This is a genomic window from Rhizobium sp. K102 (assembly GCF_022385315.1).
In the GTDB taxonomy this organism is placed as follows: Bacteria; Pseudomonadota; Alphaproteobacteria; order Rhizobiales; family Rhizobiaceae; genus Rhizobium; species Rhizobium croatiense.
In genome coordinates, this window is sequence record NZ_CP092435.1 from 306,232 (window position 1) to 322,461 (window position 16,230).

Annotated in this window: 9 protein-coding genes and 2 pseudogenes; 7 read left to right on the forward strand and 4 right to left on the reverse strand. The window is 60.1% G+C overall.

Features of this window, described 5'->3' with window-relative positions; translation table 11 throughout:
- The first annotated feature begins 232 nt into the window (after positions 1 to 232).
- From MHI61_RS05375 to MHI61_RS05400, 6 genes and pseudogenes are all read left to right on the forward strand, one after another.
- Entirely contained in the window at positions 233 to 1,699 is a 1,467-nt protein-coding gene (locus MHI61_RS05375; RefSeq protein ID WP_239789511.1) for an alpha-glucosidase/alpha-galactosidase, read from the forward strand.
- Between the two features lie 125 nt (positions 1,700 to 1,824).
- Positions 1,825 to 3,913, forward strand: a pseudogene (locus MHI61_RS05380) (ABC transporter substrate-binding protein).
- 176 nt (positions 3,914 to 4,089) lie between these two features.
- Positions 4,090 to 5,097 carry an ABC transporter permease gene (locus MHI61_RS05385; RefSeq protein ID WP_040111638.1) on the forward strand — a complete coding sequence of 336 codons (1,008 nt, stop codon included), beginning with the start codon at positions 4,090 to 4,092 and terminating at the stop codon, positions 5,095 to 5,097.
- Position 5,098: 1 nt separating this feature from the next.
- Positions 5,099 to 6,235, forward strand: a complete 1,137-nt coding sequence (locus MHI61_RS05390) for an ABC transporter permease (RefSeq protein ID WP_239789512.1) — start codon at positions 5,099 to 5,101, stop codon at positions 6,233 to 6,235.
- Positions 6,236 to 6,245: 10 nt separating this feature from the next.
- Entirely contained in the window at positions 6,246 to 7,913 is a 1,668-nt protein-coding gene (locus MHI61_RS05395; RefSeq protein WP_222140685.1) for an ABC transporter ATP-binding protein, read from the forward strand.
- Between the two features lie 24 nt (positions 7,914 to 7,937).
- On the forward strand, positions 7,938 to 9,308 hold the full coding sequence (locus MHI61_RS05400; protein ID WP_239789513.1) for an alpha-glucosidase/alpha-galactosidase: 1,371 nt from the start codon (positions 7,938 to 7,940) through the stop codon (positions 9,306 to 9,308).
- A 96-nt stretch (positions 9,309 to 9,404) separates the two neighbouring features.
- Here the strand turns inward: MHI61_RS05400 and MHI61_RS05405 are convergent, their stop codons facing one another.
- From MHI61_RS05405 to MHI61_RS32770, 4 genes are all read right to left on the reverse strand, one after another.
- Positions 9,405 to 9,704 (reverse strand): hypothetical protein, encoded by a 300-nt coding sequence (locus MHI61_RS05405; protein ID WP_239789514.1) that lies wholly within the window; start codon positions 9,702 to 9,704, stop codon positions 9,405 to 9,407.
- 142 nt (positions 9,705 to 9,846) lie between these two features.
- Positions 9,847 to 11,145 (reverse strand): McrC family protein, encoded by a 1,299-nt coding sequence (locus MHI61_RS05410; RefSeq protein WP_239789515.1) that lies wholly within the window; start codon positions 11,143 to 11,145, stop codon positions 9,847 to 9,849.
- Positions 11,142 to 12,029, reverse strand: coding sequence for an AAA family ATPase (locus MHI61_RS32765; RefSeq protein ID WP_345774847.1), 888 nt, complete (start codon positions 12,027 to 12,029; stop codon positions 11,142 to 11,144). The genes MHI61_RS05410 and MHI61_RS32765 overlap by 4 nt, the downstream gene beginning before the upstream one ends.
- On the reverse strand, positions 12,005 to 13,603 hold the full coding sequence (locus MHI61_RS32770) for a hypothetical protein (RefSeq protein ID WP_345774848.1): 1,599 nt from the start codon (positions 13,601 to 13,603) through the stop codon (positions 12,005 to 12,007). Before MHI61_RS32770 ends, MHI61_RS32765 begins: the two co-directional genes overlap by 25 nt.
- 589 nt (positions 13,604 to 14,192) lie before the next feature.
- Here MHI61_RS32770 and MHI61_RS05420 point away from each other — a divergent pair.
- Positions 14,193 to 16,155: pseudogene (locus MHI61_RS05420) on the forward strand (elongation factor G).
- Positions 16,156 to 16,230 lie beyond the last annotated feature (75 nt).

A 16,230-nucleotide genomic window follows, 5' to 3' on the forward strand; every position in this document is an offset into this window, starting at 1 on the left:
GGCGATCAAATCCTGCAGCACAAAATTACCCCTGAAAGCATAATCCTTCTCTGGTCGGCCCGCCGGATTCGGGCATAATCCCGCTCGACAAGAAGAGGAGACGACGGCCGACAAAGCGGCCGGGAGGAAAACAGGCAGGTTTTACGGCTTTTTCAACCGCTTGCGCCGCATGCGGCCTGATCCTCCATAACCGGTCTTTTCTCTAGCATTCCATTGGGTCGAGGTGAAGATCATGAGTTTCAAAATCGCTATCATCGGTGCGGGCAGCGTCGGTTTCACCAAGAAGCTGTTCACCGACATATTGTGCGTGCCGGAGTTCCGCGACGTCGAATTCGCGCTGACCGATCTCAGCGAACACAATCTCGAAATGATCAAGGCGATCCTCGACCGCATCGTCGAGTCGAACGGACTGCCGACCAAGGTGACGGCGACGACCGACCGGCGCCAGGCGCTGGAAGGGGCGCGCTACATCATCAGCTGCGTGCGCGTCGGCGGCCTCGAGGCCTATGCCGACGATATCCGAATTCCGCTGAAATACGGCATCGACCAGTGCGTCGGCGATACGATCTGCGCCGGCGGCATTCTCTACGGCCAGCGCAACATCCCCGTCATTCTCGATTTCTGCAAGGACATAAGAGAGGTCGCCGAGCCGGGCGCGAAGTTCCTGAACTATGCCAATCCGATGGCGATGAACACCTGGGCGGCGATCGAATACGGCAAGGTCGACACCGTCGGCCTCTGCCACGGCGTCCAGCACGGCGCCGAACAGATCGCCGAGGTGCTCGGCGCGAAATCGCTCAGCGAACTCGATTATGTCTGCTCCGGCATCAACCACCAGACCTGGTTCATCGACCTGCGCCTCAACGGCCGCAAGATCGGCAAGGATGAGCTCATCGCCGCCTTCGAAGCGCATCCCGTCTATTCGCAGCAGGAGAAATTGCGCATCGACGTGCTGAAGCGTTTCGGCGTCTATTCCACCGAAAGCAACGGCCACCTCTCGGAATACCTGCCCTGGTATCGCAAGCGGCCGGAGGAAATCACCCGCTGGATCGACATGTCCGACTGGATTCACGGCGAGACCGGCGGTTATCTCCGCCACTCCACCGAGACGCGCAACTGGTTCGAGACGGAATTCCCGCAATTCCTGGAATCCGCCTCCAAGCCGATCGATCCGGCCAAGCGCTCGAACGAACATGCGAGCCATATTCTGGAAGGGCTGGAGACGAACCGGGTCTATCGCGGCCATTTCAACGTCAAGAACAATGGCGTCATCACCAACCTGCCGGCCGATGCGATCATCGAATCGCCCGGTTTCGTCGACCGCTTCGGCATCAACATGGTTTCGGGCGTCACCTTGCCGGAAGCCTGTGCGGCCACCTGCATCGCCTCGATCAACGTCCAGCGCATGTCGGTGCACGCGGCGATCTCCGGCGACATCGACCTTCTGAAGCTCGCGGTGCTGCACGATCCGCTGGTCGGCGCCGTCTCGACACCCGAGGAGGTCTGGCAGATGGTCGACGAGATGGTCGTTGCCCAGGCGCGCTGGCTGCCGCAATATGCCGATGCCGTGCCGGCCGCCAAGGAGCGGCTGTCGAAATCGAAGGTGCAGACCCGCGACTGGGCTGGGGCCGCACGCCGCAACGTCCGCTCGATCGAGGAGCTGCGCGCGGAAAAGGCGGCGCTGAAACACGCCGTCTGATTTTCGTGAAGGATGGGTCGTCATGGGTTTCCGGGAGGGAAATCCATGACATCGGGCCCGCCTTCACGCCGTTCGAGGAGAAAGGAGCCGGCTGCCCCCGCGCTCCGGAACAAGAGGGAGAAACGATGATGAATTTCCGCAAAGCAGGCATTCTGGCCGGACTGGCGCTCGGCGTCTCGGTCTTGGCGCTGCATGCCCATGCTTCCGAACCGACCGTGCCGCCGGTGCCGCCGGAATTTCCGGCCGAAGGCAAGATCAACTATGTCGCGCGCGAACTCCATTCTGGAGTTCAAGGCGCTGCCCGAATATCACGAGCCGGACTGGGTCACGAAGAATTTCGTTTCCGCCGGCAAGCTGCCGCCGGTCAAGGATCGGCTGCCGAAGGAGCCGCTGGTCTTCAAGACGGGCAACATGCCCGACGGCACCGGCGTCTACGGCGATACGATGCGCCATGTCATCGGCGGCCGGCCGGAAGGCTGGAACTACGGCGCCGGCCAGACGCAGGGCTGGGGCGGCATCGATATCGGCCTGTCCGAATGCCTGACGCGCACCGCGCCGCTGTTCCAGGTGAAGGCCCAGGACACCGAGCCGCTGCCGAACCTCGCCAAGAGCTGGGAGTGGTCCGAAGACGGCCATAAGCTGACCATGCACCTGGTCGAAGGCGCCAAGTGGTCGGACGGCGTGCCCTTCACCGCCGACGACATCATGTTCTACTGGGAGGACGAGGTCATCGACCCGAACGTCTCGCCGCTCGGCGGCGGCGCTTCGCCGGAGGCCTTCGGCGTCGGCACGACGCTGAAGAAGATCGACGACTACACCGTCGAATGGACCTTCAAGGAGGCCTTCCCGAAACAATATCTCTACACGATGGCCTATCCGAACTTCTGCCCGGGTCCGTCGCATATCCTGAAACCGCAGCATCCGAAATATTCGAAGAACACCTACGACCAGTTCAAGAACGCCTTCCCGCCGGAATATATGAACATGCCTGTGATGGGCGCCTGGGTGCCGGTGGAATATCGCTCCGACGATATCATCGTGCTGCGTCGCAACCCGTATTACTGGAAGGTCGACGAGAAGGGCAACCAGCTGCCTTATCTCAACGAGCTGCACTACAAGCTCTCGACCTGGGCCGACCGCGACGTGCAGGCCGTTGCAGGCTCCGCCGACTTCTCCAACCTCGAGCAGCCGGAAAACTTCGTCGCCTCGCTGAAGCGGGCCGCCGAAAAGACCGCGCCGGCCCGTCTCGCTTTCGGGCCGCGCCTGATCGGCTATAACCTGCGGATGAACTTCTCCGCCAATGGCTGGGGCAACCCGGATGAGCGCGGCCAGGCGATCCGCGAGCTGAACCGCAACGAGGACTTCCGCAAGGCCGTCACCATGGCGCTCGACCGCAAGGCGATCGGCGACTCGCTGGTCAAGGGGCCGTTCACGGCGATCTATCCGGGCGGGCTTTCCTCCGGCACCAGCTTCTACGACCGCACCTCCACCGTCTACTATCCCTTCGATCTCAACGGCGCCAAGGCCGAACTCGCCAAGGCAGGGCTCAAGGATACCGACGGCAACGGCATCGTGAACTTCCCGGCCGGCACGGCCGGCGGCAAGGATGTCGAAATCGTCATGCTGATCAACAATCAGTACACGACCGACAAGAGCCTTGCCGAAGGTGTCGTCGGCCAGATGGAAAAGCTCGGGCTGAAGATCGTCATCAATGCGCTCGACGGCGCCAAGCGTGACGATGCGCATTATGCCGGCCGCTTCGACTGGCTGATCCAGCGCAACACCACGGAACTGTCGTCGGTGGTGCAGAATACCGAGCAGCTTGCCCCGGTCGGCCCGCGCACCAGCTGGCATCACCGCGCCGGCAAGGATGACCAAGTCGACCTGATGCCGTTCGAGAAGGAGCTCATTGACGTCGTCAACAAGTTCAGGACGAGCCAGAACAATGACGAGCGTGTCGACCTGATGAAGCAGTATCAGAAGATCTCGACCGAGCACGTCAACACGGTCGGTCTGACGGAATATCCGGGCGCGCTGATCGTCAACAAGCGCTTCTCGAATGTGCCGCAGGGAACGCCGATCATGATGTTCAACTGGGCCGAAGACTCGGTCATCCGCGAACGCCTGTGGGTGGCCGCCGACAAGCAGGGCAAATACGAGCTGTTCCCCGAGCAGCTGCCCGGCAAACCCGGCGACAAGGGCCCGGGCAACTGATTGAGGTCGCCTGGTAACGAAGCTAAAGCGCGTCGCAGAGTGTGCGACGCGCGGGAAAGGCTCCCTCCCAGCTGAAGCGAAATTCGGGCCGCGCGTGCCGCGCGCGGCCTGATATGACCAACAAGCCGGCCGCGCTGACGAGGAGCGACTGGCGGCAAGGAGAAGCGAACCGTCTGATGTTACGATTCCTGCTCGTGCGCATAGCCTCCGCGATCCCCGTTCTCTTCATCCTGAGCGTGGTGACTTTCGCGATCATCCAGGCTCCGCCCGGCGACTACGCCGATTACATCCGCTCCCAGCTGATCAACCAGGGCGGCGCCTCCTATGCTCAGGCCGAGGCGCAGGCGCAGGCCTACCGGGTCGAGCACGGCCTCGACAAGCCGATGGTCGTGCAATACGTCAACTGGATCGGCGGCATCGTCACCCGCGGCGATTTCGGCTACAGCATGTTCTACAACAAGCCGGTCGCAGACGTCGTCGGCGAACGCCTGCCGCGGACCCTGCTTCTGGCGCTCGTCTGCCACATCTTCGCCTCGGTGCTCGGCATCGGTTTCGGCATCTGGGCGGCGACGCGCCAGTACAGCTGGATCGACAGCCTGCTTTCGGGAATTTCCTTTCTCGGCATGACGGTGCCGCGCTTCCTGATGGCGCTGATCATCGTCTATCTCCTGGTCTTCCAGTTCGACGTGACGGAGATCGGCAGCTTCTTCTCGCCGCAATATGGCGGGGCGCCCTGGTCCTGGGCGAAATTCGTCGATCTCCTCAGCCATGTCTGGCCGGTCGTGGCGATCGCCACCTTCGGCGGGCTCGCCTACAATATGCGCGTCATGCGCGGCAATCTGCTCGATACGCTGAACGCCCAATATGTCGAGACGGCCAAGGCCAAGGGGCTTTCCGGCGGCGCCGTGGTGATGCGCCATGCGGTGCCGAACGCGCTGCATCCGCTCGTCATGTATCAAGGCGTCGTGCTGCCCTACATGCTGACCGGCGAGATCGAAACCGCCATCATCTTCGCGCTGCCGACCGTCGGCCCGGCGATCGTCGGCTCGATGGCGATCGGCGACGTCTATGTCACCGCGACCTTCATGATGGTGCTGTCGGCAACGCTGATCGTCGGCAATATCATCGCCGACATGCTGCTCGCCTTGCTCGACCCGCGCGTCCGTCAATACGGAGGAGCCTGAGATGCTTGCTTTCGACTCGTCCGCCACGCCCCCGACCACCGAACTTGCGGTCAAGAAGCCGTCGCACGGCAGCGAGAGCTATCTGGCGCTCGTCTGGCGCCGGCTCAGGCGCTCCTGGACCGGCATGGCCGGGCTCATCCTGGTCGGGCTGCTGATCCTCATGGCGGTCTTTGCCGATTTCTTCGCGCCGATGGATCCGAAGGCGACCGATGTCGGCTTCGCGCCGCCGCAGGTGATGAGCTTCCACGACAAGGACGGCAATTTCGTCTTCCAGCCGCGCGTCTACGCGCTGTCGGATAGCGAGGAGCTCGACCCGGTCACCTTCCAGCCGATCGTCGGCATGGATTACGACAATCCGAGGCTGCTCGGCTTCTTCGTCAAGGGCGCCGAATACAAGCTGTTCGGCCTTATTCCGGCGAACCGGCACTTCTTCGGATCGACCGACGGCCAGCCGGTGCATTTCCTCGGCACCGACAAGTTCGGCCGCGACGTGCTGTCGCGCGCCATCATCGGCTCGCGCATCTCGCTGATGATTGCGCTGACCGTCGTCTTCATCGTCACCCTGATCGGCACGACGGTCGGCATGGTTTCCGGCTATTTCGGCGGCACCTTCGATGTCTGGCTGCAGCGCTTCGTCGAGCTGGTGCTCGCCTTCCCGCAGCTGCCGCTCTATCTCGCCTTGACCTCGCTGATCCCGGTGACGGCGCCGACCAATGTCTTCCTCGCCTTCGTCATCTTCGTCATGTCGGCGCTCGGCTGGGCGCAGATGTCACGCGAGGTGCGCGGCAAGACCTTAGCGCTCGCCCGCATCGATTACGTCAGGGCGGCAATGGCGGTCGGCGCCACCGACCGGCGCATCATCATCCAGCACATCTTCCCGAACGTCATGAGCCACGTCATCGTCGCGGTGACGCTGCACATACCGAGCGTCGTGCTCCTGGAATCCTTCCTCGGTTTCCTCGGCTTTGCCGTCAAGCCGCCGCTGATCTCCTGGGGGCTGATGCTGCAGGATACGGCGACCTATTCGGTCATCGGCTCCTATCCCTGGATTCTCGCTCCCGTCGGCTTCGTGCTCGTCACCGTCTTCGCCTTCAATGCGCTCGGCGACGGACTGCGCGACGCAGTCGACCCTTATTGAGGTGATTGATATGGCTCTTTCCCTGGTCAATTCCTTCGCCCCGCCCGTCCGCCACGATCATGACGGCCGCTCGGATGTGCCGATCATCGATGCCCGCAACGTGGCGGTGAATTTCAAGGTCGAGGACGGCATGGTCGAAGCCGTCAAGGACGTCTCCTTCCAGCTCTATCGCGGCGAGACCATCGCCATCGTCGGCGAATCTGGCTCCGGCAAATCGGTGACTGCCAGAACGGTGATGGGGCTCTTGTCGAAGCGCGCTGTCGTCTCCGACAAATCGACGGTCTCCTATGACGGCAGCAATATCCTGAAATTCTCCGAGCGGGCGCGCCGCAAGCTGCGCGGCGACCGCATCTCGATGATCTTCCAGGAGCCGATGAGCTCGCTGAACCCGATCTATACGATCGGCAGCCAGATCGTCGAGGCGATCCGCGTGCACCGCCGCATGAGCCGCGGGCAAGCGGAAAAGCGGGCGCTGGAACTGCTCGAACATGTGCAGATCCCCGATCCCGCCGCGCGGCTGAAGCAATATCCGCATCAGCTTTCCGGCGGCCAGCGCCAGCGCGTGATGATCGCCATGGCGCTCGCCAACGATCCCGACGTGCTGATCGCCGACGAGCCGACCACGGCGCTCGACGTCACCGTGCAGGCGCAGATCCTCAACCTGATCCGCAACCTGCAGAAGGAACTGGGGATGGCGGTCATCCTCATCACCCACGACCTGACGGTGGTGCGCCAGTTCTCCGACTATGTCTATGTCATGCAGCATGGCGAGGTGCGCGAACACAATGTCACCGAAGCGCTGTTTGCCAATCCGCAGCACGCCTATACCAAACATCTGCTTGCCTCCGAGCCGCGCGGCCAGGCCAATCCGCTGCCGGAGGGATCGGATATCATCCTCGACGCCAAGGGTGTGCGCGTCGGCTTCATGATGCGCCACGGCACTTTCCTGAAACCGGAGATGCGTGAGCTCGTCGCCGTCGACAGTCTCGGTCTCTCGCTGCGCCGTCACGAGACGCTCGGCCTCGTCGGCGAATCCGGCTCCGGCAAGACGACCTTCGGCCAGGCGATCCTGCGGCTGAACACGCCGCAGGCCGGCGAGATCCATTTCGACCGCCAGCCGATCCACGGGCTGTCGCGCGCCGAGATGCGGCCGTTGCGCGCCCGCATGCAGGTGGTGTTCCAGGACCCGTTCTCATCGCTCAACCCGCGCATGACGATCGGCCAGATCATCGAGGAAGGCCTCGTCGTCAACCGGCTGGGTGCGACCAGGGGCGAGCGGCAGGACCGGGTGCGCGAGGCGCTGATATCAGCCGGCATGCCCGGCAATATCCTCTCGCGTTTCCCGCATGAATTTTCCGGCGGCCAGCGCCAGCGCATCGCCATTGCCCGCGCCATCGCGCTGGAGCCGGAATTCATCCTGCTCGACGAGCCGACATCGGCCCTCGACCTCTCGGTCCAGGCGCAGATCATCGAACTCTTGCGCAAGCTGCAGGACGAGCGGGGCTTGAGCTACCTCTTCATCTCCCACGATCTCAAGGTTGTGAGGGCGCTCTGCCACCGCGTCATCGTCATGCAGCATGGCAAGATCGTCGAGGAAGGTCCCGTCAACGAAGTTTTATCCCATCCCAAGACCGCCTACACCGAACGGCTCGTCAAGGCCGCTTTCGAGGTAGCATGATTGACCCGCATGCCGGAGGTTATAATGGCTGCAAATCCCAAAATCACGTTCATCGGAGCTGGCTCCACCGTCTTCATGAAGAACATCATCGGCGACGTGCTGCAGCGTCCGGCGCTTTCCGGCGCGACGATCGCCCTGATGGACCTCAATCCGCAGCGGCTGGAAGAAAGCGCCATCGTCGTCAACAAGCTGATCTCGACGCTTGGCGTCAAGGCCAAGGCCGAGACCTATTCCGACCAGCGCAAGGCGCTATCAGGCGCCGATTTCGTCGTCGTCGCCTTCCAGATCGGCGGCTATGAGCCCTGCACCGTCACCGATTTCGAGGTGCCGAAGAAATACGGCCTGCGCCAGACGATCGCCGACACGCTCGGCGTCGGCGGCATCATGCGGGGCTTACGCACCGTGCCGCATCTCTGGAAGGTCTGCGAGGATATGCTCGCCGTCTGCCCGCAAGCGATCATGCTGCAATACGTCAACCCGATGGCGATCAACACCTGGGCGATCGCCGAGAAATACCCGACCATTCGCCAGGTCGGCCTCTGCCACTCGGTGCAGGGCACGGCGATGGAGCTCGCCCACGATCTCGACATTCCCTACGAGGAAATCCGCTACCGCGCCGCCGGCATCAACCATATGGCCTTCTATCTCAAGTTCGAGCATCGCCAGGCCGACGGCTCCTACCGCAACCTCTATCCCGATCTTTCGCGCGCCTATCGCGAGGGCAGGGCGCCGAAACCCGGCTGGAACCCGCGCTGCCCGAACAAGGTGCGCTACGAGATGCTGACGCGGCTCGGCTATTTCGTCACCGAAAGCTCGGAGCATTTCGCCGAATACACCCCCTATTTCATCAAGGAGGGCCGCGACGACCTGATCGAGAAATTCGGCATTCCGCTCGATGAATATCCGAAGCGCTGCATCGAGCAGATCGAGCGCTGGAAGGGCCAGGCGGAGGCCTATCGCAGCGCCGACAAGATCGAGGTTCAGCCGTCGAAGGAATATGCCTCCTCGATCATCAACTCGGTCTGGACCGGCGAACCCTCCGTCATCTACGGCAATGTCCGCAACAATGGCTGCATCACCTCGCTGCCGGAAAATTGCGCCGCCGAAGTGCCCTGCCTGGTCGACGCCTCAGGCATCCAGCCGACCTTCATCGGCGACCTGCCGCCGCAGCTGACCGCGCTGATCCGCACCAATATCAACGTGCAGGAGCTGACGGTGCAGGCGCTGATGACGGAAAATCGCGAGCACATCTACCACGCCGCGATGATGGACCCGCACACGGCCGCCGAACTCGACCTCGACCAGATCTGGTCGCTGGTCGACGACCTGCTCGCCAGCCATGGCGACTGGCTGCCGGAATGGGCCCGCACCACGAAAAAAGTCCAGGCCGCCTGACCGCCTCTCCCTGGTCGGGCATCAAGGAGCCCCGCGGTGGCAACAACCGCGGGGCTTTCATCTGGAGATGCAACTCGGCATCAATCGCGGGAGGTTTTAAATCCCAGACCCATCGAGCTGCTCGTCGTCTTCGCCTTCCCAGGGCGAGGGCATCGAGGTGCGATTGGCCGAAGGCATCGGCATCCAACACTTCAGCTCCGGCTCGGCATATTCAATGATGTGGCCCGGCGAAGAATCCGAGGCGCGCCAGCCTTCTCCCGCGAATTGATCGCCATGCGACCAGTAGGCGAGATCAACTTCCGCCGGCCCCTGCTCGGACGCCCGGATCGTCACCAGAATCCGGCTGCCGTCCTTCGGTGCGGTTGCCATATTGCGCCAGCGGTCTGGGTCGTCCATCGATTTTCCTCCTGCCTTGCTGCTGGTAGGAGTGTTGCCTCGTCATTGAGAGCGGTCAACCCACACTTTTGCGGGATCGTCCTTCGGACAAGTCGGCCTTCGGCTCTTTGAGGGGGCAGAACATATCCACCGCGAACTCTAGCTAAGCTGCTCCCGCGCTAGGTGAGAACACAAGCGCTCTGAGGCGATCCAGCAAGTCGGTATCTGTCCCGATGTCAATTGCCCGAACCTCGAGAGAATGATTCCCGCCACTTACTTCAAAGGTCGAATGGGCACCGTCTCTGGGAGTAAGCCCATCATGATGTGGATACAGGAGCGTCAAACGAGAGCATTTGTATAGCTGCCCGTATGCCATCATCTGGTAGACGTCTCCTTGAGAAATGTCCTGCTTCGGATCGTCGGCGGCACTGATGATAGTTTTCCACTTGGTGTCGATGATCTGCACCACATCGTCCCCGTGCTTGATCAGGATGTCCGGTCTGGTTTGGAAAAGTCGTTTCTTGACTTCATTTTCCAAGCAATATAGCCGTCCGCCCTGCGCTACGACCTTAAGGGCGGTATCCTGTAAGGCCCGCTTGAGCATGCGAGCGATGTACTCCTCGAAGAGCGCGTTCATCTCGAAAAGCAATGCATAGCCTCCGCTTTTGCCTTCCGAAGTCGTCTGAAAACGTTGCCCTAGTAGCATCTTGGCCAGGCTTAACAGCTCGGCCCATCGACTGTTCGTGCGGTCCAATACGACTTCGTCCCACCTCAGCGACGAAATTTCGAGATCGGTCACCTCCGAATAGACAAACCCAAGCTCACGTAAACACTGCTGATTGGCAAAGGTTCTTGAAATCGCCGCCAAGCTCCGGACTGCGGCCTTCATTATTTGATTGAGAGCAATATCTCTCGTCAGCGCGTCGAAACGGCATGCGAGGAACGAGGGGTTCCCCGCAAGGGTAGTGAATTGCCGCGTTAGATCGAGCCTGCCGCGAACTGAAGGCAAATCCTCATGGTGTTCGAGATATCGCCGTGGCATGCCTTGTCTCAGGGCGCTCGTGAGTTTCTGGCAAAAAAGGTTGATCAGGATTTCAAGCAGCGATTCTCGTTGCCAATGAAGCTGGGTGAGGGCACCGGCATCCAGTCTCAAATCGAGAGCAACGGCAAGCATATGAACAAGGCGTTGGCGCACTGCTCCAATTTCGCTATTCCCGTCGGGCGGTTTAGCGTCGATTTTCGGCAGAATCTCAAGGGAACAACCATTCGCGGCAACTACACCCACGATCCCTCTGGCTCGAAGCGCCTTTCTGCCGTGCTCTAGTACTTGGCCACCGTTGCGTCCGGCAAAAGAAGACGCCCTAGCAACGGCAGCAAGCCTATCGGCCGCATCGACAGGAATTTCCCGGTTCGTGCTGCCATACGAGATGGAGCCCCATTCATGGATCGTGCGCCGGATCATGTTGCCATAAAGTCCTGATACGAGAACTCGCCGCGAACAGTCCAACGATAACGTAAGGATGCATCGTCGTTTTCATCGGACATTCCTTTGGGAGCCCTTATTTGCTGCCTGTTCATGAACTTGCCCTGTCGATCGCCCTCTCGGTTATCGGCATCGCCCAAGACAATCGAGACCTTCTGCCAGTCATCGTAAAAATACTCTGACAGCAGCGGGATGATCTTGTTGCGCATGACGTCGTCAATCTCGGCCTTGGACGTACAACTCATAAAATATGCGTGGCCGATCTGATGCTCCCGATCGAACAGGTACTCAATCCGCTCATTTAACGTTGTGAGCAACGCTGCAAGATCAATACCATCTACGACACCCAGCTTCGTTGGGTCTGGCATCAGTTCTCGGAAGGTGAAGCGTCTTCTTAATGCCGTGTCCAACAAAGCGATTGACCTGTCGGCCGTGTTCATCGTGCCTAGAAGATGCAGGTTCGAAGGAACTCCGAATGGATCCTTGGAATAAGGCAATCTTACCTTCAGTTCGTTCAACTTGCCAAGCCGCTTGTCGGGCTCCAGCAGTGTGATCAGCTCGCCGAAGACCTTAGAAATGTTGGCTCGGTTGATCTCATCTATAATCAGGACAAATGGCTCCGGGGCTCCACGTCCAACGTTTTGTTGGCTGGTCGCATAGCGCTCAAGGGCACGAAGGTTAATTTCCGAAGGCGTAAGAAGATAGATCGACTTCATTGTGAAGTTGCGAGCATAAAGCTCCGATACGGGCAGGCCAGCCCGATCGATCCACAGCCATCTCACGGCTCGGCGATGTCCATAGTCGCCACCTTCGCGAGGAGCAAACTGGTAGTCACCAGTCACCTCGCCAATAGCCCGGAACAAGCCGTTGCCTTTCGAGACGATGATGATATCACCCTTTTTAATCCGTTGCGGAAGATGAATGGCATCTGCACGCGACCGCTCATTGCGGTCGGATCCTCATTAGAGGTAACACCATGGGTTCGTACCGCGTCGATGATCTCGTTGCGATCCGCATATTTGGTATCCGACCAATCGATGTCCTCGTAGCCCAGCAGCGTGTAGCTGCCTGCAACGGCTTCTTCGAACAGATAAGCATCATCGGGATTGTTTGCAGCGCCGATCGACATCTTGAAAATTTGCCGTCCTGCCAGCGAATAGGCCACGTCACCAGGCCCAGTGCTCGTTTCAGCTCGGCGTGCGATGCGACGAAACACGCCAGGTTCTGGCTTCAACTCGAAACCTATCGAAGCGTCATCAGCCCCTTTTGATGGACGCAGGCCCTCAACGAAGTCTTCGTACGACATCGACTGGTGGAACGTCACAAATTCTATCCGTCCCGCCTCGAGCAGGCGCCGATAGGTAGTCATCAACTCCATCCGATCCGACGGTACGGGCTCCCCGCACAGCCGCACGGCTTCGATCGCCGTTTCGTGCGTTTTACCCGTGCCCGGAGGCCCATAAAGGATCAGATTCGTCGGGTCCGCTGCTGGGGGCGCTGCCGCTCTAATCTCCGATAGCTTTTCCTTTGCGTTTCCACGCGGCGGAACTCCCAGGTCTTGGGCAATCTGAGGGTCCAGCTCGTAACGCACCAGTTTGCCAACGCCATAAGAGAGGTAGTTAGCGTTTCCGCCGCTAATCGGACGCACCCTAACTGGAAGAAGTTCGATCAACATCGCACGGGCAACATCAATCAGATTGTCGAATGCAACAGCGTGGCTGGCCTCGTTTGTCGCCCCGTCAGGCTTCACGCGGAAGGCAATTCGTTCATCCACCCGGCTCCGCATTCTAGTTGGGACAAACTCAGCGCCTTCGCGATCGAACAGAACGAAACTTTTGTCAGTTTCCCTTTCTTCCCATCGATCGAAATGGAATCGGAAGACCGTTGCAGAACTCGCGTCTGCACCGATCCGTTCTGGAGCCGCGACGTCAGCGAATTCCTGAAAGGTCGAGCCGTTCAGTGATTGGCTGATATTCGGCCATGCGTCCTTTAATCCGAGCGCTGTGTTCACGTCCCTGACGAGCACATCGACGCTCGGATCATCTCGCTCGCGAGCGGGCTCGATGTAGTGATCTAGGACGTACTGTCTGATCCGGTCAGCATCGCGAGGCGCACGAACTTCGCCGTTCAAAAAGCGCCCGTACAAGCCAAGCCACGAGCGCCAACTGGAAAGGCGATTCAAAGGTTTCAAGGATTGTGGCATCAAGATGCGGTAGTCTTGACGGGTGACAGCTTCCTCGGTCCGCATGTCCGCGATCCGCTGCCGCAACTGTGCAAACTGATCAAAACGATAGGCGGCTTCCAATGTGTCGTGTGGCGAGCCCAACTCTTTCAAGTTTCGCTCGATCGTGCGTACTGCGTAAATGCGGGTGTTTATTGCGTCCTCCGCGACAGCACCGCCATCTTGAAGCCAACGCCTAAACTCTGCCTCTTGCATCTCATGCTCCCACCTTGCTAATCCTTACGATCTGTAGCGGGTGGTAGCATAAAACCTCCTAAGTGTTTCTCACCCAGGTTGCACACATTTGTGAAGCTCCTATTTTGAGATCATCCCTCGAAACGGCGTTGTGGTGATTCAGTGAACCACTTCTCGCGGCGGATTTCCGCACTTTACGCGCAGAACAGCAGTTGGAAGTCACCTTCCTAAACACGGGGGCTCTGCAGTAAATGAGCATGAATCAGAAACATTTGCTGTTCGGAAAACCGCTGAAGTATCAACATTCCCTCGATGGGGGATAATGGGCGGAAGGTTCAAATCTGTTCAAGGCGACCAACTCCAATTATCCTGGAAGTTTTCACCCGGTTATGGTCGTTAAGTAGCTTGGCCCAATGACCGCGCTTTTCCACCATCCACCGAGCACTGCATAAAGCGGGCGAGAAATAATGCTTCGGACCGCCCAGAACACACGACGGTAAACGCAAGTCCAGGTCAAAGAGCTGTCAAACCGAACACCTCTGGCGCCTTGCAGCGGTTCAGGGCATCCTATGATGGTTGAAGATTGTGTTTGGCAGTTGGAGGAATGCCGATGCGCTGCTTTACCGTGCTTGGACCCTCGCAGACCGGAAAATCGACAGTCGTGGAAAAGCTCGGTTCGCTGGAGGGGACGCCGAGAAAATCCAGCTCCCCTTATGGATTGAACCTCACAGAGTTCACCTTCGGAAACGAGGCGTGGTGTGCACTGGATGCGCCAGGACCCAACGAAGCGTTGGCGCATGCGCAGCACGCGCTTCTTGCCAGCGACGCCTGCATATTGTGCGTTTCATCGGCACCCGAGGAGGCTGTGCTCGCCGCGCCCTATCTCAGGATCATCGAGGCCTCGGGGACGCCTTGCATCCTCTTCGTCAACCGGATGGATGAACCGAGAGGGCGGTTGAGGGACGTGATCGCCGCGCTTCAAGACTACGCCAGCCACACGCTGTTGCTTCGCCAGATCCCGATCCGCAAGGGGGACAGGATCATAGGCAGTTGCGATCTGATTTCGGAGCGGGCGTGGCGCTACCGGGAAGGCCAGCCTTCGGCGCTGATCGCAATCCCCGAAAGCACGGCCGAACGCGAGCACGAAGCGCGCACCGAGCTCCTGGAACACCTGTCCGAATTTGATGACTGGCTTCTCGAGGAACTGATCGAGGACCGCGAGCCATCCAGTGACGCGCTCTATGCCATTTCATCCCGGGTTCTCAGGGAAAACAGAATTATCCCGGTCTTGATCGGTGCTGCAAGTCACGGCAACGGCATGATGAGGCTGATGAAGGCGCTGCGCCACGAGGCGCCGCCGGTCGGGATTCTCAGGCAGCGTCTCGCTCAAACGGGAACTGTCGATGAAGGCAAGCTCGTGGCCGTGAGCTTCCATGCCTATCATCGCCAGAATGTCGGCAAGACGGTGCTCGTGCGCGCCCTTGGCGAGGGCCTGCGGCAAGGCGCATCACTGGGCGGCTCCGGCCTCGGCGCCGTGCAAAATCTCGCAAATGGGCGGTCCAATTCGGCGGTTCTGCCGGCGCCGGGAGATGTCTTCGCGACGGTCAAATCCGACCACCTGCCCGTCCCTTCGCTGTTGGCCTCCGGCGCGGTGGTCGCCCCGCCTGAGTGGACGGAACCACCCACGCCGATGCTTGAAAGGACCCTGGTTCCGGGCAGCGAGCGCGATGAAAACAAACTTTCCGAAACGCTGGCGAAACTGTCCGAGACGGATCGCGGCCTGAAAGTCTTGCATGAGGAAGGCACGGGCGCTCAACTCGTCCGCGCCCAAGGTCCGGTGCATCTGCGGGATCTCTGCCGAACGCTGTCGGAAGTCTTTCACATCTCGGTGACCGACCGAACGCCCAGCCCAATCTACCGCGAGACGATCGCGAAACCATCGGAGGTCCATTACCGCCATCGCAAACAGACCGGCGGTGCCGGGCAATTCGCGGATGTGAAGTTGAGCATTCACCCCAACGAGCGCGGCCAGGGCTTCACCTTTGGCGAAACCGTCAAGGGCGGCGCCGTTCCGCGCAATTACTTCCCCGCCGTCGAAGCGGGCGCGCGCGAAGCGATGGAGAAAGGACCGCTCAGGCTTCGAAGTCATCGATGTCGGCGTCACGCTGTTGGATGGTCAGCACCATGCCGTCGACAGTTCGGAACACGCCTTCCGGACTGCGTCGAGAATGGGGGTGCGACAGGCGCTTTCCGAAGGATCGCCCGTCCTGATGCAGCCGGTCTTTCGCACGGAGTTCCACATCCCGTCGGTCTATTCAGGCAGCCTTGTCCAGATCGTCGCCGCTCTCAACGGTCAGGTTCTCGGCTTCGACCGTGATGAAACCGCCAAGGGATGGGACATCTTCCGGGCGCTCGTTCCGGGCGGCGCACTTGAAGATCTGGCGCGATCGCTGCGCTCGGCGACGCAGGGCATTGGTTATTTTTCCAAGACCTTCGATCACTTCGAGGAACTATACGGCAAGGAAGCGGACGCCATTGTGAGGGCAAAGGAGAAACCGGGCAACGCACACTGAAACGTTCGCCACACTTCATGCCCGTTCACAGAGCCCAGGGATTTGCTCACATGGCAATGCGTGCCAAAGGTTCGT